Raw genomic sequence first — 19,574 nt, 5'->3', positions numbered from 1 at the left:
TTATATGAGAAAGTTTGATTCGATGTGAAGGATCAATTATGCCAAAGATTCATTCAAAAGAACGCAAAGGAAGACGAAATATGAAAATGATGATCGGCCTCGGTAACCCGGGAAAACAATATGAAAAGACGCGTCATAATGTTGGATTTCAAGTTATTGATGAGTTAGCCGAGCGATTTGCGGCTCCTCCAATGCAATTGAAATTCAACGGAGCCTATACAATCCTTCATCGGCCAGAAGGCAAAGTGTTATTAGTGAAGCCTTTAACTTATATGAACCTTTCTGGTGAATGTGTAAGGCCACTGATGGATTACTATGACATTGACGTAAATGACATTGTCGTGATGTATGACGATCTTGATTTAGCACCTGGTCAATTGCGGTTGCGCCAAAAGGGGAGCGCTGGGGGCCATAATGGCATGAAATCGTTAATTGCCCATATTGGGACATTAACTTTTAATCGTGTACGCATGGGAATTGGCCGCCCGACAGGTGGCATGAAAGTTCCTGATTACGTCCTTTCTACTTTTAGCAAAGAAGAATTACCTCTAATTGAGGATATGGTGCAAAGAAGTGCGGACGCATGTGAGGAATGGTTGAAAAAGCCGTTTTTGGAAGTTATGAATACATTTAATCAGCAAAAAGAAAATTAAAATCATTGTGAAATGAATCGTTGCACTTTAAAGGAATAATCGTATTGTCATCTGCCTATACTTTCATAAAAAGGGGCCGATGAACATGTCGATACGTTATGCTTGCAGACATTGCAACACAGAGATCGGAAATATTCCGTTCGAGTCCGTGAAGGACGTCATCAATGACTTGAAAAAGTCTGATGAAGGACAAGGGGATCACTTCTTGGAATACGATCAAGACGGATCCATGACGGTCAAATGCATTTGCGAACAATGCGAACAATCATTGCGAATGTTTCCGAATTATTACGCTTTAAAAAAATGGTTACAATAGAGGTTTCTGCTTTGGCGCAAAATAAGCGCACAAAGCTTTTTCTACTTTAAATTATTTTTATTCAGTGGTGTAGTTTACGGACAAAATGATGAGGTGCGAAGGAGTGCATGATTTCTTCGCGTCGTCACAGATGAATAAAAATAAATTCCTCGGTAGATGAGAGCGTGTAAAAATACGGATTCCCTTATGCCGAGCTGAGATCGATTTTTTATAAAGAGAGGAACAAGATCATTGGATGCGCTTATAGATATATTTTTACAAGAAAAAGAGATTCATAATGTTGTGGAAGATCTGAAGGACGGACAGGATCGGCATCTTTTATCCGGCTTGTCTGGCGGTGCAAAATCTGTCTTTTTCAAAGCTTTGCAGCAATCTATGGCGAAGCCGATTTTGATCGTCGCTCCGAATATGCTGCAGGCGCAACGCACATATGATGATTTGGTCAAAATGCTTGGGGAAACGCATGTTCATCTTTACCCTGCGGAAGAACTGATTGCGGCAGATTTTTCCATTTCAAGCTATGAGCTTCGTGCAAACAGGATTGACACGATAGATCATCTATTATGTGTAGGTAAAGGTATTTATATAACGCCTGTTGCAGGAATGAAAAAACTGCTGCCCGCTAAGGAACAATGGTTGAAAAGTTCGTTGTCAGTTGAAGCAGACGGAGAGATAGATGTTCATTATTGGACAAATCAACTATCTGCCATGGGCTATTCACGTCAGGAGATGGTGACGACTCCTGGGGATTTTGCATTGCGTGGCGGTATTTTAGATATATATCCTATAACATTGGAAAACCCGATCCGTATTGAACTGTTCGACACGGAAGTAGATTCGATTCGTACTTTTTCGGCTGATGATCAACGATCAATAGAAAAATTGGATCGCGTGACGATATTGCCCGCTACTGAATTTATTTTTAGTCAAGAAGAGTTAGCTAAAATAGGAACGAACCTTGAACAAGCGCTTAGTAATAGTTTGAAAAAGATTAAAAAAGATGAAATAAAAGAACTGCTTATGCTAAATATGAACCGAGACATTGGTTTGTTGAAAGAAGGAATTATACCTGATGGCATGATGAAATATATTTCATTTGCCGATCATCCGCCTGCCTACTTAGGGGATTACTTTCCGCAAAATGGTGTCGTTCTTTTCGATGAAATTGGAAGGATTGTAGAAGTGGCACATGCCCTCGAATCCGAGGAGAAGGAGTGGTATCTGACCCTTTTAGAAGAGGGGAAAATCCTCCACGATGCTAAAATTTCTTTTTCTTTTGATGAAATGCATAAAATGATCGAGCAACAAAAATCATATCTCTCTCTTTTCATTCGTGCCATTCCGGGAATAACATTGAAAAAAACGGTTACATTTTCCTGTAAACCAATGCAGGAATTTCACGGACAAATGAATTTATTGCAAAATGAAATTGAACGATGGAAGCAAGGCAAATACAATGTCTTCGTCATAGCTGATGGCGAGGAACGGATGAAAAAGATCCAAGCGATTTTAGCGGATTATGATATGAAATTCTCGCTAAACACAAAGCCGTCCAAAGAAGGTGGAACTTTAACCATTTTAGACGGTGACTTGTCCGCGGGATTCGAATTGCCTTTTCAGCGCCTTGCTATCATAACAGATGCCGAGCTGTTCAAAGGGAAGACAAAGCGAAAGTCGCGCCCTCAAAAGATGACGAATGCTGAACGAATTAAAAGCTATTCGGAAATAAAGCCCGGTGACTACATCGTACATGTCCATCACGGAATTGGTAAATACTATGGTGTTGTTACATTGGAAGTTAATGGTGTCCATAAAGATTATTTGGACATTAGATATCGAGGCGAAGATAAACTATTCGTTCCGGCAGATCAAATCGATCTTATCCAAAAGTATGTTGCCTCCGGTGAAAAGGAACCGAAGCTGCATAAATTGGGTGGCACTGAATGGACGAAGACAAAGAAGAAAGTAACAACGGCAGTAAAGGATATTGCAGACGATTTGATCAAATTATACGCAAAGCGGGAATCAGAGAAGGGATATGCATTTTCTCCTGATGACGATTTGCAACGGGCATTTGAAAATGCCTTTCCGTATGACGAAACAGAGGATCAGCTGAGGTCCATTATTGAAGTAAAACAGGATATGGAAAGAGAGCGTCCGATGGATCGTTTGCTTTGTGGAGATGTCGGCTATGGGAAAACAGAAGTTGCCATCCGAGCGGCTTTTAAAGCGGTGTCAGATGGTAAGCAAGTTGCCTTTTTAGTGCCGACGACCATTTTGGCTCAACAGCATTATGAAACGATGAAAGAGCGTTTTTCCGGATTCCCGGTCGAGGTGTCATTGCTCAATCGATTCCGCACAAAAAAAGAGCAGACGGAAACATTAAAAGGATTGAAAGCTGGAACGATTGATGTCGTTGTTGGGACGCATCGTCTTTTATCTAAAGATGTCGTTTACCATGACTTAGGGCTGCTGATTGTGGATGAAGAGCAGCGTTTCGGTGTAACTCATAAAGAGAAAATTAAGCAATTGAAATCAAATGTGGACGTCCTCACGTTGACGGCAACGCCGATACCGCGTACCTTGCATATGTCTATGTTAGGCGTGCGCGATTTGTCTGTTATTGAAACTCCGCCAGCGAATCGATTCCCTGTGCAGACGTATGTAATGGAGCATAATTTGCCGCTTGTCCGGGAGGCGATTGAACGTGAAATGGCACGTGGAGGACAGGTGTTTTATCTATATAATCGCGTCGAAGATATGGCGAAAAAGGTAGATGAAATCAAGCAGTTGGTTCCAGATGCCCGCGTTGCTTTTGCACATGGCCAAATGGGAGAATCTACGCTTGAATCTGTTATCCTATCTTTCCTCGAAGGAGAATACGATGTTCTTGTAACGACAACGATCATTGAGACGGGAATTGATATTCCGAACGTCAATACATTGATTGTCCACGATGCAGACCGTATGGGCCTCTCACAGCTTTATCAGCTCAGAGGGCGTGTTGGCCGATCCAATAGAGTAGCTTACGGGTATTTCTTGTACCAGCGGGATAAAGTGCTGACAGAAGTTGCGGAAAACCGATTACAGGCAATTAAGGAATTCACTGAATTAGGCTCTGGATTTAAAATTGCCATGCGGGATTTATCGATCCGCGGTGCAGGGAACTTGTTAGGTGCCCAGCAACATGGATTTATCGATTCGGTTGGATTTGATCTTTATTCTCAAATGCTGCAAGAAGCGATTGAAGAAAAACAGACGGGCATTGTGAAATCAGAAATTCCTGATGTAGAAATTTCATTGCCAATTAACGCTTATTTGCCAGATACGTATATACGAGATGGCTTCCAAAAAATCCAAATGTACAAACGAGTAAAAGCAATAGAGACGGACGAAGATTACACAGAGCTTGTCGATGAAATGACAGACCGTTTCGGAGATTTACCTTTAGAGGCTGATCTATTGCTTCGTGTTGGCAGAATAAAAGCGTGGGGAAGACTGGCAGGCGTTGAATCCATCAAAAAACAGCGATCCATTATTGAAATTATCCTTTCGCAGGAAGGAACAAACCGTGTTGACGGCGGAAAAGTTGTATCGGATTCAATGAAATTTGGCCGTGCAATTGGTTTTAAAATGGAAGAAGGCAAACTCATCCTAACAATTGACGAAAAACATGTTGGAAAAATGACCGAGTTCGATGTTGTAGAGGAAATGATGGAAATTCTAAAGAATGCGTTGAAAGAACAAAACTCTAATGCCGTGTAAAGGTACTGTTGCATAAAATGTCCATGCATGAAGCATACTATATCCGAACGGAAGACGGTTTTCAATTTTGGGAAAGTGAGGCATCATGCATGAAAGCAACAGGTATCGTGCGGAGAATTGATGATTTGGGAAGGGTTGTTATTCCTAAAGAAATTAGACGAACCCTCCGTATTCGAGAAGGAGATCCGCTGGAAATTTTCACTGACCGGGATGGAGAAGTCATTTTAAAAAAATACTCCCCTATTTCCGAATTAGGTCAATTCGCGAAGGAGTATGCAGAAACACTATATGAAACATTAGGCACGCCCGCTCTCATTAGCGATCGAGATGAAATGATCGCGGTATCCGGTTTATCGAAAAAGGACTATTTAAACAGGCAATTGACTCCGGATGTAGAAGAAGTGCTGTCTGGACGCACAATGGTAATGGAAAAACTTGAAAAAGCAGTTGAATGGGTACCAGGACAAGTAGAACAGGTTAAATCATATTGCATCATGCCAATTGTTGCTGGCGGCGATACGATTGGAGCCGTTTACTTACTGTCCAAAGTGCATTTTTTAGGGGAAGCTGAACAAAAAGCAGCAGAAACAGCGGCTCACTTCCTCGCAAAACAAATGGAACAATAAAAAGCAGCCTGCAAGCACCAAAAATTCGGTGCAAGTGGGCTGTTTTTCATTAATATATCCGCGATTTATTCAATTGCCTTCAAATCTATCTACTATCTCTTTGATAATCCGCTTCGGCGCTAGCGGATGCCTCCCGCCATAAGCCTCGCCAGCGTTTGCACGCTGACAGTCTTATGGCTTCGGCTGCCGCTTGGAAGGCGCCTGCGCTGCTGTTACACTTATAATTCTTTTCTCCCCAAATAATTACAGAAACGCATAACCACCATTCAATACGCATTAAATTGGATTCGAAACGCATAACGCTCATAAAGCACGCATAAAACTGCTTTTCCACGCATAACTGCTTCCGTCCCACTCATAAAGTCAGATGCAAACGCATAAATCTATCTACTATCTCTTTGATAATCCGCTTCGGCGCTAACGGATGCCTCCCGCTATAAGCCTCGCCAGCGTTTGCACTCTGACAGTCTTATGGCTTCGGCTGCCGCTTGGAAGGCGCCTGCGCTGCTGTTACACTATAAGTTTCACTCCATATTACTAATGTTGCATAAAGAAATGATTGAGTATTCGGTTTAAAAATATATAAAATTTTGCCGAAAAGACAATTACCTTAATAGAGGTAGCGCTGTCCATAGTTTTTTACAAATAGACTAAGGGAATCGGTTAGAGGTTCATCATTATGGGCCTCTAACTTTCCTAAATTGTCGTAACCATTACCGAGCTTCTTTCCAAAGTGTCGCCTTTAACCAACGAGTAATTTGTAAAAGTGACTTTTTGCTTTCTGTATTGGATTGGATAAGCTATGAATCATAATCGGGGCGATCAATCAATGAAATTGTCGTATTTACAATTCATTCAATTGCTATCATTATACTCCGTCCGCAACAATGAAAAGATGAGCGCATCGTGAGATTCATTATTTTGATAGAGATATCCCCTTAATAAGCCTTCCTGAACAAAACCAAATCGGTGTAATAAGCGTATCGAAGACACGTTCTCCGGGTACGTGATGGCACCCATTCTAAACAAATGTAAATCTTCAAATGCATATTGTAATACCTTTTTCACGGCTTCGCTCGTTATGCCTTTATTCCAATGGGAAGGGTGCAGTTCATACCCAATCTCAGCCTTCTTGCTCCATGTGCTAAGATTATTCAAACCGACTGTTCCAATAAAGTCGCCTGTCTCCTTTAATACAATCCCCCAACGGATGCCTCTTTTGCTTTCATAGGTGCTTTGCATGGATTGGATTATTTTTGTAGCATCCTCTATACTTTGCAAGCTATCCATCCCATAGTATTTCGTAACTTCATCTTTAGACATAATTTCAAAATAAGGACATGCATGTTCCTCTTTTATTTGAATCAATTGTAACCTGTCTGTTTCTAATAAAGGAAAACCCATTATCTTTAACCCCCAATGCTGTCAGTGTATTTGGCTAAGAATAAAAATAGAATATAAAAGGCAGAGCATATACAACTGGTTATCAATCTATTATATAACGCTTTTCGAAAAAACAATCTATTTATTTTTAGAATCGTTGTTTAATATGAGAAACAAAATCGTAAGCTCTGCAGGAAAGCGATTCATTTAAGCTGCGAAACTTCAAATGAATCGCTTTCTTTTTGGTGTTCCGATAGACTGTTTATATTCCTCTTAATTGGAATCGCTTTAACGAGTAAATTTGCCGATGATATAATAAGGCTAATCTATAGTAAACGAGGAATTACAATGGTCAGCAAAGAGTGGAATATGAAAACGTTCATGAAAGGTGCGTCGATTTTGACGATTTCGGCCATCATCGTCAAGCTGCTTGCCGCGGTGTATCGAGTTCCGTTCCAAAATTTAGTAGGCGATAAAGGATTTTATATTTATCAGCAAGTGTATCCGTTTATCGGGATTTTCATCATTTGGACATCCTATGGATTTGCTGTCGCGGTGTCCAAGCTACTTGCGAGCAGCAAAAGTGAACGTGAATCCAAAACGGTAAAACGCATCGCCTTGCTTTATTTGTCGGGCCTTTCCGTATTGTTTTTTACTTTATTAATGGTTTTCGCTCCATTTCTATCAAGTTCAATGGGGGATCCTGAACTAACTTCCTTGCTGCGTGCAGGTGCATATATCGTTCTCGTCATGCCGATGCTTGCAGTATTGAAAGGATCGTTCCAATCGACAGGGAATATGACGCCCGTTGCTGTATCGAATGTTGCTGAGCAGGTATTCCGCGTCTCGATTATTTTGATTGGGACATGGATAGCTGTGCGTGCCGGTGCTTCACTTTATAGAACGGGTGAAGTGGCGATGTGGGGTGCGGTAATCGGGCAAGCGATGGGCGTTCTGACTTTGCTGCTATTTTACAGAAATGAATATAAAGGTCCTGCTGAGCGTGTTAACAGATGGTACATCGTGAAGGAACTAACGCTCATCAGTTTAAGTGTTAGCGCAAGTTCCCTTATTTTACTGTTATTTCAGCTTGTCGATTCTTTCACGGTTTTCAATAGTTTGCTTGCGAAAGGTATTACTAGTGAGACAGCTATGGAACTGAAGGGCGTCTACGACCGGGGACAGCCGCTAGTTCAAATGGGGATTTTAATCTCTTCAACATTAGCGTTAGCGATTGTACCGCTAATTGCCCATCACTCTTCTAAAAAAGAAGGGAGAGGTGCGGAGCCGTTTATTCAGTTAACCTATAGAACCGCGTTTCTTTTTGGATGGGCTGCTGCAATGGGTCTAGCGCTCGTTCTTCCTTATGTAAATGAAATGCTTTTTGAAACACGGGACGGTTCCGTTGCGCTCATCATTTTCTGCTTCCAAATTTTCTTTTTGTCGCTCATCTTGCCGTTGACAGCTATTCTGATTGGGGCAGGGAAAGTGAAAATACCAACGTTATTGCTTTTTGTCGGGCTAACTGTAAAGGTTTTTGCGAACAAACTACTTGTTCCGCGATACGATATTATTGGCGCTTCAATCGCCGGCAATATCGGCTTCGTCATAATTGCCGTGGGACTGCTATTTTATTTTAAAAAAGTGTGGCCGCTCAACTTAGCATCAAAGCGATTTTACAGTTGGCTGTTACTAGCAACTGTAGCGATGGCGGCAGTCATCTTGCCATGGATGATCATAGCGGACGGATATCTATTCGATAACATTTCTTCCCGGATAGGGGCGGCCTTGACAGCTTTGACAGCTGTAGTTTTAGGTGCATCCGTATTTCTGATCATCATTATGAAAGCGCGCCTGTTTGCGGAGAAAGAATGGTATTTGCTGCCGTTCGGAAGAAGATTGGCGTATGTTCAGTTATGGCTTACTAAAAAAAGAAGGTGAACGGATTGAATACAATCACAATAATCGGCCTTGGCGCCGGAGACTTAGACCAATTATCTTTAGGTATCTACCGAAAATTGAAGGAAGCGGAATTTCTTATTGTTAGGACGGAACAACACCCGGCAATTGAGCAATTGAGAGCGGAAGGAATAAAAATCGACAGCTTTGATGAAGTGTATGTGGAAAACGATGCGTTTGAAACAGTCTATGAAGAAATAACAGAGAGGCTGTTGGCCCTATCTAAAGAAAAGCACATCACGTATGCTGTGCCTGGACATCCGTTAGTAGCCGAGCGGACCGTGCAGCTTTTGATCGAAAAAGAAAGGGAAGGCTTCGTGAAATTACAGTTTGCCGGCGGAAACAGCTTTTTAGATCCGATTTTTGCGGCGTTGCGAATTGATCCGATTGAAGGGTTCCAGCTAGTAGATGGAACGGATATGAAGCGCGATGATGTACAGATGACACAACATGTGCTCATTGGACAAGTATATGACGCATTTGTTGCTTCCGAAGTGAAGCTATCCCTTATGGAAAAGTATGCATACGATCATCCAGTTACAATTGTAACAGCAGCGGGTTCTTCATCAGAAAAACTCCGCACAGTGCCGTTATTCGAACTTGATCGCGAGACGGAAATCGACAATTTGACGACAGTATATGTACCGCCGGTTATCGAGCGGGAAAGGCGATTGAAGGAATGGTCCGCATTTAGAGAAATCATTGCTACACTACGTGCCCCAGATGGGTGCCCTTGGGATCGTGAACAGACACATGAATCGCTGAAACGCTATTTGATTGAAGAAGCGCATGAACTATTACAAGCGATCGATCAAGAGGACGATGAAGGAATGGTCGAAGAGTTGGGCGATGTTCTGCTGCAAGTATTTTTGCATGCGCAAATCGGGGAAGATAATGGCTATTTTGCAATGGAGGACATTTTACAGGCAGTTGGAGAAAAAATGATCCGTCGCCATCCGCATGTATTCGGTGATCGAAATGTGGAAAATTCCGATGAAGTTTTGAAGAATTGGCAGGAAATCAAAAAAGCTGAGAAGCCACAGGTTGAAACTCTGTTGGAAGGGCAAGAGCGTCATAGCTCCTCATTGCTCACATCTTTCAATTACCAAAAGGAAGCAGCGAAAGTCGGCTTCGATTGGCCGGACATATCAGGTGCTTTTGACAAATTTGAGGAAGAATGGCAGGAATTCAAGGAAGAAGTGGCGAATGGAACGAAGCAGAGCCAAACGGATGAGTTGGGGGATGTCCTCTTTACATTGGTCAATCTATCCCGTTTCTTAAAGCTGTCACCAGAAGAGGCGATGCAGCATGCCAATCAAAAATTCAAATCGCGGTTCAGCTATGTTGAGCAATGTGTTAAAGCAGGTAGAGGCGATTTTAAAAACTATACATTAGATGAATTGGAAGAATTTTGGCAGCGAGCGAAAGGAAGGGAAAAGAAATGAGATTAGATAAGTTTTTGAAAGTATCGAGGCTAATTAAAAGAAGAACGTTAGCAAAGCAAGTGGCCGACCAAGGAAGAATTACAATTAACGGAAAAGTTTCTAAAGCTTCTTCGGTCGTAAAAGCAGGTGATGAACTGTCCATCAGATTCGGGCAAAAAGTGGTTACGGCAAGAGTCGATGAACTAAAGGAATCGACAAAAAAAGAAGATGCCGCATCGATGTATACAATTTTAAAAGAGGAAAAGCTTGAAAAAGTGGAACCGGAATTTATTGATGATGAAGATTAAGTAGAAAGGCAATTGTGTCATTTCATAGCTGAAGTTCTTGTGCAGTATTTCGGTATTGTTTTGGAAACTTTGCAGCAACCATTGGAGTGCATAGAAATCAATCCGCATGACAGGAAAATTCCCTGTCATGTTTTTTTATCCTCTTGCATAAGATGGCTGTGAACGTACAAGCAAAGGAGGAATAGTATGCAAATCCAGACGGATAGTCCAACATACGCAATTCCATCGGGTGATCATGTCGTCACGATGCGAAACAGAAAACGAATGGATATTACATCTGTAAAAACGATTGATCGTTTTGATCAAGAGGAGTTTATCGTAAGGACATCGCAAGGTGTTTTGCAAATTCGCGGGGAGGAGCTGCGCATCGTCCATTTAGACGTTGATAAGGGTCTTCTCACATTGGAGGGAACGATAGCAACAATACAGTACGATGAAGAAGAGTCAGGGTCTCGTAATTTCCTCCATAAATTATTTGGATGAGCCTCTCTGTCCAGTTTCTTAGTTTGCTTGCGATGATCGGGACAGGGATAGGTGCCGGAGCAATAATGGACTTGATCGGCACCGGCGTTTCAGCAACTCGGAAAGGGTCCTTCATCCGTAGACATGCCGTATGGTTTGAAGTGATTGGCTGGATCATCATCGGCAGCGCGTCTTTCTATATTCTTTTTCTTGTTCGGGATGGAGCTTGGAGAATGTATGATCCATTTGCACAAATTTCTGGAATGTTACTGTATGCGTCTGTATTCTATCGTCCTTTCCGCTTCGTTGGAAGAGTGATCCAACTGTTGGTGATTAGGCCGATCGTATTCGTCATCCGCCTAATCGTCAACATAATCCGTTTTATTGTACGGATGATTATAAAAATCATTCTTCTCATCATCTCCCCTTTTACATTGCTATATCATTACATTTCGAATAAAGTCTTTAAAAATACTAAAGGATAAGGTATAATTAATAGACTTATCGAATTTCTGTTGTAATGAGAGGGAGTGCAGGACATGGAGCAAAGGAATAGGAAACCATCCGCAACCGTTGCATCGATTGAAACTGAATATGTCCGCTCGTTGCGTAAAAAAGAAATTTGGAGACATAAACAGAAAAGACGTCTTCAAAAAAGGCTTATTGTCTACGCTGTTATCACATTCGTCATATTTGGAGGATTAACGAATACGTTTATCCAGCAAAAGCAGACATTGAGCGCAAAAGAAGCTGAAAAAGAAAAAGTGCTTGCACAACTAAGCGAAGTTCAGGAAGAGCAGGAGATGCTCAAGAGGCAGCTTGTGAAGTTGGATGATGAGGAGTACATTGCCAAGCTTGCACGAAAAGAATATTTCCTGTCGGATAAAAATGAAATTATCTTTTCGGTTCCTGAAAAGAAAAAGACAGATAAAAAAGATGACGGAAAAGAGTAGTCTTATTGACACTCTTTTTTTGTTGGCTATAATGAAAGTAAGGATCTTGCAATTTTGCAGGACTCGCCCATACGGTAAAAAGGCTTCTAACAAGGGGCCGTTTAAATCTTAAGGAGGAGCATTTTTTTTATGTCAATTGAAGTAGGCAGCAAGTTACAGGGGAAAGTTACAGGAATCACAAACTTCGGGGCATTTGTTGAGCTGCCGAACGGTTCAACTGGTCTGGTCCATATTAGTGAAGTGGCGGACAATTATGTAAAAGATATTAATGACCATTTAAAAGTAGGCGACATGGTTGAAGTGAAAGTGATGAATGTCGGAACAGATGGCAAGATCGGGTTGTCGATTCGTAAAGCGAAGCCTGAATCCGAACGCCCTCAACGCCCTCAGCGTCCTCGTCACGGCGGCGGTCGACCAAACCAAGACCGTCCAGAAAACTTTGAGCAAAAAATGGCAAAGTTTATGAAAGACAGTGAAGAACGTTTATCTACTCTGAAGAGAGCAACTGAGTCTAAACGTGGTGGCCGTGGTGCAAGAAGAGGATAACTTGCTGGCTGTTTCAATCTAAGAGTTGAGTTTGGTATAGATCACAAAAGCGATTTTACAGTCGATTTTCGGCTGTAGAATCGCTTTTTCCAATATGCCGGTCCCACTTAGGGTTTACTGAACAACCTAAAATCTCGTGTAAATAAAGGGCTTCATAACCTTTTTGTCGAAGGTTGGAGCAATATGATGGTATGAAAAATACTCGTAAACGGACGAAAATACCCGCAAATCGCATTGAAGGACTTACCGTGTATGATTACAACGCAAAACAGATGATCCTGCCGCACGAATTCTTTTTACCATTGGGAGGGCAGTTGATCCCTGATAACCGTTGGGTTCGCATGGCTTCCATCATTTTGTGAGCGGACCTTGAGGAATATCTTCCAGTCACTCGGTGATACCAATCAAGGAAATAAAGTGTTCTCGGTGCAACTTGCACTTGGCTCCCTGATCATCAAGGAAAGACTCGATCTCAATAATGACATTTTCGGGCTGTAGCTTCGCTTTGAGGAAGTCGCCTGTCAAGCCATCGAACGCGACTAACGGATGGAAGCTGACCGTCTGGTAATGCGCGTTTTATGCAGCCTCTTCTTGTTGACCGTACGTATCGGCATGCGAGGAATCGAGGTCCACAATCAGCGCCTTTGCCTGCCGTGCGTGGTGAACCCGGGTGAGCAACACTTGGTTCACCGCTTGTAGTCGATCAAGCGCGTTCGAATCAAATCGGTGAAGAAATCGGAATAGGGACGGCTGGGATGCCAACGCAGGCTTGGCAAGGATCAGTGTGAATACAGGGTCAGTCGTCAAATGATTTTCCGCATCGTCCTCGTGATAGCCGGCAATCAGCCGATAGATTTTTTGGAGAAGTATCTTTTCGTTTTTTGGATGCAAAACGTGCGTTCATCAGGGAGCAGGAGATGTTCCTGGAGAATCTCAGAGAATTCTGATTTTTCATCGAATTCTTGGAAGATGACGTTGCCGGTGTCAGAAGACAGTTCTCCTCCATCGTTGGATAATTTAATGGATTTGTTGAAATGTAGGGTGTTTTGAGTCAAAATAGATATCAGAGGAATCCTTTCTGTGGTGTTTGGTTTGGTTGCAATCATCCTATCAGAAACGGATTCTTTTTTATCTTTTAAGTGAACAGAAGAATCCCACTCAAAAGCCGACATGAATGCTTCTGAGTGGGATTTTACGTGGGTTGGTGAAGAATCAGGGTTATATACTTTTCAGCTGACGAACATCTTTGCTGAATAATGGAGTGAAACCCATTAATAAAGACCATGAGCCTGCAACATAGAAAATATATTTAATTGGTAGAACATCCGCTAGGTAGCCTCCTAAGAAAATAGTGGCCGGCATGGCGACTGCAGAAATGCTAACAACCAAAGAATCTACACGAGCACGATATTGGGGTTCTACTAATGTAATTAAGAGTGTACCAAATACTACCGCTTGTAAAACACTAAAAAAAGTTTGTATTGCAAATAGAATGAATGCAAATACCAATCGATCTCCCATGCCAAAGAATATCATACATAAAGATGCGATTATTTGAGCACTAGATAAAATAACTACAGGCTTTATTCTTTTAGTGACTTTGCCAGCAAATAGCCCCGTAATGATCGCAACTGCTACACCTGTTGCTTCAAACAGCCCAAACTGAAAAGCAACTGCGTTATACTGTTTAATTAGAATAACCATATAAAGATAACCTATAGAAACAATATTAGTTCCCATGTTCATTAAAGTTAGGGTCAGCAACGCTGAATGTCCACGCAATACTTTAACTCCTTCTAAAAACTCGTTCCAGTAATTCCTTTCAATTGTTACTTTATGGATCTGCTGTGGCTTTTCTGTTTTTGGTAGAACCAACCATGAAATTAATAAGGCTGCAAACAAAAAAAGTACAGTATGTGTTAGCATTACCCCTACGAATCCTATAATGGATAGTAGAAAACCTGCTAAAGCATTTCCAATTAATGATGACGTATTATTGGCTGAAGACAAATATCCAGTCACTTCGGCTATACGTTTAACACCAATAAGCCGAGGTAAAAGACGATTTCTTGATGGAAAAATAAATGACTGCGCTAAATCATTAATTATAACCATTGCCATGACAGAGAAAACAATATAATCAATCAAAAAGACATAACTAAAGACCATAAATAAACCAATTAAAGCCATTATAATATATGCTTTTTGCATCGCAGTCTTTGGATTTGTACGGTCTACAATGACTCCCACAAAAGGACCAGCAAATACATTTGTAATATAAGTAATAGCTGTTATTGTTGCTGTTAAAAAGGCCGAACCGGTATGTTCAAGTATATACCATGAAATGCTCAGAGTATAAATGGCATCTGCAATATTTCCTAATGCCGTTGAACTTAAAATTAGATATATATTTCTTTTAACATGGGGTATATCCCTTTCTCTTTGTTTAACCGAATTCATTTGAGTTTCCACTTTTATTCCTCCCCCTATAAATGTTGATGTATCAACGGTTTGACCCGTTGTAAGGGCGTCAATTTATTGCTGTTTAACAGATAAAAATTCGAGTGATGATGAAGGGATCATTGACATCGTTCTTATGTATAGGGGTTATCGCCAAGTTCCTCAGAACGTAAACTTCGAATTACAGACAGAGATGGGGATGCCCCTATTGTAGAGAGCTACATTGAGCCGAAAGTGGACGTTGATACCAACAATAACATCAAACCTTGAAAAATGTTTCTTTATGTTATGCATTCTCAGAAGAATTTAAACCCTTAAATAGATTAATGTATAGGGAATGATTCCACAAGGAGCAGACATGCTTATCTCCCTATATGCATAAAGTGTGGCGCTTGGAGATAATTCTCCCATGACCAGTGTTTTATCTCTGAATATTCTAATATCCGGGGCGTCCTCTCCTTGGTATCTAAATTTAAGGTGGGTTCACACAGATTCGACGTACCGTATAAATACTAAGATGGATTTTCTATGCATGTTCCTGAAAATAGCGCTAACAGGAAAGTTCCTACCCCCTTTTCTCCAAAAACATTCCATCAACTAAACTATTTATTAGTTGCAATTAAAATAAATCTTATAAATATATTGAAATTACAGTTTACTATATGATACCATATAAAACAGAAAGGGAAAGAGTTGGATTGGAGGTGTAAAGATGGAGCATATTTTACAAATGCAACTTCTACCATGTGAGACTCTTCAACCAGAACTTTTCTTAGCAAGCACTCAAAGTGTTTCTTGTAAAAATTGTCAAGTTACAGGTGCCCCCGAATACTAAACTTCTTAGAGAGTACAAAAAAATTTAGAGTCACTTACTAAAAAATAAATTTTAATAATATACTCTTTCCCCTTCAATCAAAACACTATTTGAGGAGGTCAGAAGCTTGTCTGGTGCATTCGCTTATATGCCAAGCAGCAAATTTTACTTACCCTTCGATTTTTATAATCCTCAACCAGAATTTCTCAGCATTTTAACAAATATCATTAATAATAAATCTTGGACAATCACAAGAGACAGAATTTTTTACTCATGTATTCCTAAAAATTACGTGTTTCCCGAACACGGATGGAAAATACATATATCTGGTAAGATATGGGATAGTGAGGAAATATTAAAGAAAGTCAGTCACTATTGCTATACTAACGCTGTAGCTTTTAAATGTTTAATGGACAAGAGAGTCTTTGATATTAACAACAATAAAGCTATTAATAGAAGTAGCTCCGGAAAATTTATAACTATCTATCCTAAGGACACTGAACACTTCTTAATGCTAATAAAAGATTTATTTTTTCTTTTGGAGAAGTATGAGGGCCCTTATATTCTTACTGATAGAAGGTATGGAGAAAAGGGAATTGTCTATTATCGTTACGGTGGAATTGCGCTAAATACTAAATACAAAGATGGTCAACCGATTCACCTATTAACTTCCCCTAACGGTGACATCTTTATTGATGATAGGAAACCAATTTTTCAATTGCCAAACTGGGTTAAAGACCCTTTTGAAAATACGGAAAAACATCTTGAAAAAGAGAAGCCTTTTCTTTTGAATAATCGATATAAAATAAAGTCTGCAATTCGCTTTACAAATGCTGGAGGAACTTATTTGGCAGATGACATGAAAACGAATAAGGAAGTAATTATTAAAGAAGCGAGGCCTTTTACTGTTCAGTATGGTCATATGAAGGACGCAAGAGATTTAAAAAAGACAGAATTTAACATTCTCAAGAAAATTGGTTATTTACACGTGTCCCCCGAACCAATTGAAATATTTGAGGAATGGGAACATACCTTTTTAGTGGAGGACTTTATTGAAGGCCAAACAATTAAACAGTTTGTTGCCCACAATGCACCTTTCTCTATTCCAAATTCCGGTACAACAGATATGAATTCTTATTATGAAAAAGTTGCAATAATAATGATTAGTATTTTGGAAAGTTTATTAAAAATTCACAGTGAAAATGTTATAGTTGGAGACATTGGCGCAGATAATATTATACTGCATGAAAATGGGACCGCAACTTTCATCGATTTTGATGCTTCGATAAATTTAGACACAGAATATGATAAACAAATTTTTAGGACAATTGGTTTTTCAAATCAATATAACCAAGTAGATAATTTTAAAAGAGATCTAATTGGTATAGGATACTTACTGTTTTATATGCTTGTGCCATGTAGCAATTTGATTGAACAGGATGATAACTTTTATGTTAGGTTTTTAAAGTATATGGAGAAGAAGTACGGACTTCCTAGAGAATTTAGAATTTTAGCGGAGTCATTAATTAGCTTGGACTACAGTAAGGAAATTCAAGATTGTATAAGTTTAATAAAAGATATTAATGTAAGTATGACAATTGGTGGAGACTCACATATAAATACAGAAGAAATAAATGAGATAATTGAAAAAGTAGCTAGATTTATATTAAATAACCAACTTCAAAGCGATAATCAATTATTCCCAAGTGATATTAATGCAACAGAGTTTATTTCGGTCACTCATGGGGCTACAGGTGTATTACGTGCATTAAGTTATTGTGGAGTTAAATACAGTCGTGATCTTGACAGGTTTGTTAGTAATAACGTTGAAAAGAATTTCGACAAGATTGGCTTAGGTTTACATTACGGATTATCAGGGATATGTTGGTATATGCTTGAAAACGGGGAAGTGGAAAAGGCTAAAGAATTTATTAGTATCATAGAAACGGATTTACACACTGTCAAATCCTTAGATCTATCAGAGGGATTATCAGGGATTGGTTTACTGTATTTAAAATTCTATAGTCAATTTAGAGATAAAGCTTATCTCAAAAAGGCGAGGATGATTGGAGAAAGCTTGATTAACGAAAACAAGGAAGCTATTGCCAATTTAAAGCAGATTGGATATGCACAAGGGAAATCTGGCATTGCATTATTTTTACTCTATCTCTCCCAAGTATGCGAGGATAAAAAATATAGTTCTTTTGGAAAAGAAATATTAATAGAGGAAATATACACCGGAAAGGAAATTAATAACGGGTATTTATATCCATCGCAAACAGACACATCAAATTTTTATTATCCATACTTCAAGACAGGAACTGCGGGAATTGCTTCAGTCGCAGTAAGATACCTTTACGTTCTACAGGATAAAAGGTTAGAAGATGAAGTCAAGAAACTAGGAAATGGCTTGTTTTGTGAATTAGCAGTAGATATGGGTCTCTATGCTGGTCTTTCAGGCATAGCTAATTCTTTATTTGATTTATATCAGTTTACTCGCGAAAAAAAATACCTGTATAAAACATTTGAATTAATTAATAACATGAAACAACTTCTTCTTAATATTAATGAAAATGAAATAGGAACTCCTGGTTCACTAATGTATCGTCTCAGTTGCGACTATAGTACTGGTGGTGCTGGCTTTATTATGCTTCTAAATAGAGTTGTTAACAACCAATCTAATTTCCATTTCTTTTTAGATGAATTTATTTTAAAAGAGGGGAAATATAAGCAAGAGAATCAATTAGAAATCAGCTTCAATTAATTTAATGTAAAATTTTTGGACAATATTCTATCTGAAAAAAATGCCAAGCTGTTGCGACACGGGTTAAAAGGCGATTGCGGAAATCGAACAACGGATTGATATGCTTTTGGTGAACCATCAGGAGAAACTACAGTTGCTTATCACAATTCCGGGAATCAAAAATGAAACGGCAGCCGTAATCATTGCGGAAATCGTCATCGACATGGCGCAGTTCCCACAGCACAGCACTTGGCTTCATGGGCTGGCATATCACCTGGAAGTTATGAAAGCGCAGGGCAACGGACAAGTACACGTACTGTCAAAGGGAAACCGCATATTAAATCCGCCATGTGTGAAGCTGCATGGGCCGTCTCAAGATGTCAGAATCGGTGGTTGGCAATTAAATATTCGCAGGTCGCATCAAGAAGGGGCAATAAAAAAGTACTCGTTGCGATGTCGCATCGATGCTTGGAATCATTTACTCCATGCTAATTACCAAGGAGCCTTTCAAAAAACTACAAGCTAATTGGTATAATCAAATCCAAAAGGGTTTATACAAAGTTACCTCACAACAACAGGTACCTATGCTTACTTTTTGGTCATGACTTAGGTTTTCCCATTTTGTCTAACTCTATTCAATGGCCAAGTGCAGATTTATTTTCATAGAAAAAGAAGGAGAAATCATGGAGAAAGAACAAGTTCTTAGCAAGTTGAATGACTACATTATTTGGGTGGAATCGTTAAAAACGATACCAGAACAAATCGCTATCTTGCCCTATAAAGAGGGAAAGTGGTCGCCGAATGAAATTGTCATGCATATGGCTGAATGGGATCGATTCACAAGGGAAGAACGGCTGCCGTATATGAAAGAAGGGGAGGAACTTGAGGATGTTCCGTGGGGGCCATTCAATGATGCCGCAGCAAGTTTGGCCCGTCAGCAGACATTTGCCGAAACGATTGAATATGCGAAGGAGCAAAGGCAAAAGAATATCAGTGCATTAAAAAAGATAGATGATTCTCAGTGGGACGAATCGTTTAAAATTGGCGGGCATGCATTGTCGATACGTGAATACTTCACGGATTTCATTCACCATGATTTGCATCATAAGGAGCAAGTCGAGTCGGTAAGACCTGTAGAAGAAAAGGACAAAAAGTAAATGAT

The 19,574-nt window shown here is 40.0% G+C and carries 16 protein-coding genes and 1 pseudogene; 14 read left to right on the top strand and 3 right to left on the bottom strand.

Annotated features, from left to right (window positions below; all coding sequences use genetic code 11):
* Nucleotides 1-80 precede the first annotated feature (80 nt).
* The 4 genes from pth to spoVT all read left to right on the top strand — a co-directional run bounded on the left by pth (nucleotide 81) and on the right by spoVT (nucleotide 5,360).
* Nucleotides 81-653 carry an aminoacyl-tRNA hydrolase gene (gene pth / locus WFH04_RS12000; RefSeq protein ID WP_336824310.1) on the top strand — a complete coding sequence of 191 codons (573 nt, stop codon included), beginning with the start codon at nucleotides 81-83 and terminating at the stop codon, nucleotides 651-653.
* Nucleotides 654-738: 85 nt separating this feature from the next.
* Nucleotides 739-969 (top strand): anti-sigma-F factor Fin, encoded by a 231-nt coding sequence (locus WFH04_RS11995; protein WP_336824294.1) that lies wholly within the window; start codon nucleotides 739-741, stop codon nucleotides 967-969.
* 231 nt (nucleotides 970-1,200) lie between these two features.
* Nucleotides 1,201-4,734: a transcription-repair coupling factor gene (gene mfd, locus WFH04_RS11990; RefSeq protein WP_336824293.1), complete on the top strand. Its 3,534-nt coding sequence runs from the start codon at nucleotides 1,201-1,203 to the stop codon at nucleotides 4,732-4,734.
* Between the two features lie 89 nt (nucleotides 4,735-4,823).
* Entirely contained in the window at nucleotides 4,824-5,360 is a 537-nt protein-coding gene (spoVT, locus tag WFH04_RS11985; protein ID WP_336824292.1) for a stage V sporulation protein T, read from the top strand.
* An 855-nt stretch (nucleotides 5,361-6,215) separates the two neighbouring features.
* Here the strand turns inward: spoVT and WFH04_RS11980 are convergent.
* Entirely contained in the window at nucleotides 6,216-6,764 is a 549-nt protein-coding gene (locus WFH04_RS11980) for a GNAT family N-acetyltransferase (protein ID WP_336824291.1), read from the bottom strand.
* A 327-nt stretch (nucleotides 6,765-7,091) separates the two neighbouring features.
* On the opposite strand from WFH04_RS11980, the gene WFH04_RS11975 reads away from it, so the two are divergent.
* The 7 genes from WFH04_RS11975 to WFH04_RS11945 all read left to right on the top strand — a co-directional run bounded on the left by WFH04_RS11975 (nucleotide 7,092) and on the right by WFH04_RS11945 (nucleotide 12,395).
* On the top strand, nucleotides 7,092-8,684 hold the full coding sequence (locus WFH04_RS11975) for a putative polysaccharide biosynthesis protein (protein WP_336824290.1): 1,593 nt from the start codon (nucleotides 7,092-7,094) through the stop codon (nucleotides 8,682-8,684).
* Between the two features lie 5 nt (nucleotides 8,685-8,689).
* Nucleotides 8,690-10,147: a bifunctional methyltransferase/pyrophosphohydrolase YabN gene (yabN, locus tag WFH04_RS11970; RefSeq protein WP_336824289.1), complete on the top strand. Its 1,458-nt coding sequence runs from the start codon at nucleotides 8,690-8,692 to the stop codon at nucleotides 10,145-10,147.
* A complete protein-coding gene (locus tag WFH04_RS11965; protein WP_336824288.1) occupies nucleotides 10,144-10,434 on the top strand; it encodes an RNA-binding S4 domain-containing protein in 291 nt (96 codons plus the stop codon). The genes yabN and WFH04_RS11965 overlap by 4 nt, the downstream gene beginning before the upstream one ends.
* Before the next feature lie 186 nt (nucleotides 10,435-10,620).
* Nucleotides 10,621-10,917: a sporulation protein YabP gene (gene yabP, locus WFH04_RS11960; RefSeq protein WP_336824287.1), complete on the top strand. Its 297-nt coding sequence runs from the start codon at nucleotides 10,621-10,623 to the stop codon at nucleotides 10,915-10,917.
* On the top strand, nucleotides 10,914-11,381 hold the full coding sequence (yabQ, locus tag WFH04_RS11955; protein WP_336824286.1) for a spore cortex biosynthesis protein YabQ: 468 nt from the start codon (nucleotides 10,914-10,916) through the stop codon (nucleotides 11,379-11,381). The genes yabP and yabQ overlap by 4 nt, the downstream gene beginning before the upstream one ends.
* Before the next feature lie 54 nt (nucleotides 11,382-11,435).
* Nucleotides 11,436-11,849 carry an FtsB family cell division protein gene (locus WFH04_RS11950; protein WP_336824285.1) on the top strand — a complete coding sequence of 138 codons (414 nt, stop codon included), beginning with the start codon at nucleotides 11,436-11,438 and terminating at the stop codon, nucleotides 11,847-11,849.
* Nucleotides 11,850-11,978: 129 nt separating this feature from the next.
* Complete coding sequence (locus WFH04_RS11945) at nucleotides 11,979-12,395, top strand: S1 domain-containing RNA-binding protein (protein ID WP_336824284.1); 417 nt, start codon at nucleotides 11,979-11,981, stop codon at nucleotides 12,393-12,395.
* Between the two features lie 480 nt (nucleotides 12,396-12,875).
* Here WFH04_RS11945 and WFH04_RS11940 read toward each other — a convergent pair.
* Together WFH04_RS11940 and WFH04_RS11935 are read right to left on the bottom strand one after the other, a co-directional pair.
* Nucleotides 12,876-13,459: pseudogene (locus WFH04_RS11940) on the bottom strand (transposase); the annotation flags it as partial.
* 154 nt (nucleotides 13,460-13,613) lie between these two features.
* Nucleotides 13,614-14,867: an MFS transporter gene (locus WFH04_RS11935; protein WP_336824283.1), complete on the bottom strand. Its 1,254-nt coding sequence runs from the start codon at nucleotides 14,865-14,867 to the stop codon at nucleotides 13,614-13,616.
* 929 nt (nucleotides 14,868-15,796) lie between these two features.
* On the opposite strand from WFH04_RS11935, the gene lanKC reads away from it, so the two are divergent.
* From lanKC to WFH04_RS11920, 3 genes are all read left to right on the top strand, one after another.
* Complete coding sequence (lanKC, locus tag WFH04_RS11930; RefSeq protein WP_336824282.1) at nucleotides 15,797-18,433, top strand: class III lanthionine synthetase LanKC; 2,637 nt, start codon at nucleotides 15,797-15,799, stop codon at nucleotides 18,431-18,433.
* A gap of 133 nt (nucleotides 18,434-18,566) precedes the next feature.
* Nucleotides 18,567-18,938 (top strand): hypothetical protein, encoded by a 372-nt coding sequence (locus WFH04_RS11925; RefSeq protein ID WP_486377086.1) that lies wholly within the window; start codon nucleotides 18,567-18,569, stop codon nucleotides 18,936-18,938.
* A gap of 157 nt (nucleotides 18,939-19,095) precedes the next feature.
* The gene (locus WFH04_RS11920; protein ID WP_336824280.1) at nucleotides 19,096-19,569 is read left to right on the top strand and encodes a DinB family protein; all 474 of its coding nucleotides are present in this window, start codon (nucleotides 19,096-19,098) and stop codon (nucleotides 19,567-19,569) included.
* Nucleotides 19,570-19,574: the final 5 nt, after the last annotated feature.

The organism is Sporosarcina sp. USHLN248, from assembly GCF_037144575.1.
GTDB classification, from domain to species: domain Bacteria; phylum Bacillota; class Bacilli; order Bacillales_A; family Planococcaceae; genus Sporosarcina; species Sporosarcina contaminans.
The sequence above is the reverse complement of the archived record's forward strand: the minus strand, read 5'-3'. Positions and strand labels throughout refer to the sequence as shown.

Excerpts from the sequence above, each read along its gene's own strand:
- pth (WP_336824310.1), top strand. The coding sequence starts at position 81 with ATGAAAATGATGATCGGCCTCGGTAACCCGGGAAAACAATATGAAAAG.
- WFH04_RS11995 (WP_336824294.1), top strand. The coding sequence starts at position 739 with ATGTCGATACGTTATGCTTGCAGACATTGCAACACAGAGATCGGAAAT.
- spoVT (WP_336824292.1), top strand. The coding sequence starts at position 4,824 with ATGAAAGCAACAGGTATCGTGCGGAGAATTGATGATTTGGGAAGGGTT.
- WFH04_RS11980 (WP_336824291.1), bottom strand. The coding sequence starts at position 6,764 with ATGGGTTTTCCTTTATTAGAAACAGACAGGTTACAATTGATTCAAATA.
- WFH04_RS11975 (WP_336824290.1), top strand. The coding sequence starts at position 7,092 with ATGGTCAGCAAAGAGTGGAATATGAAAACGTTCATGAAAGGTGCGTCG.
- WFH04_RS11965 (WP_336824288.1), top strand. The coding sequence starts at position 10,144 with ATGAGATTAGATAAGTTTTTGAAAGTATCGAGGCTAATTAAAAGAAGA.
- yabP (WP_336824287.1), top strand. The coding sequence starts at position 10,621 with ATGCAAATCCAGACGGATAGTCCAACATACGCAATTCCATCGGGTGAT.
- yabQ (WP_336824286.1), top strand. The coding sequence starts at position 10,914 with ATGAGCCTCTCTGTCCAGTTTCTTAGTTTGCTTGCGATGATCGGGACA.
- WFH04_RS11950 (WP_336824285.1), top strand. The coding sequence starts at position 11,436 with ATGGAGCAAAGGAATAGGAAACCATCCGCAACCGTTGCATCGATTGAA.
- WFH04_RS11945 (WP_336824284.1), top strand. The coding sequence starts at position 11,979 with ATGTCAATTGAAGTAGGCAGCAAGTTACAGGGGAAAGTTACAGGAATC.
- WFH04_RS11920 (WP_336824280.1), top strand. The coding sequence starts at position 19,096 with ATGGAGAAAGAACAAGTTCTTAGCAAGTTGAATGACTACATTATTTGG.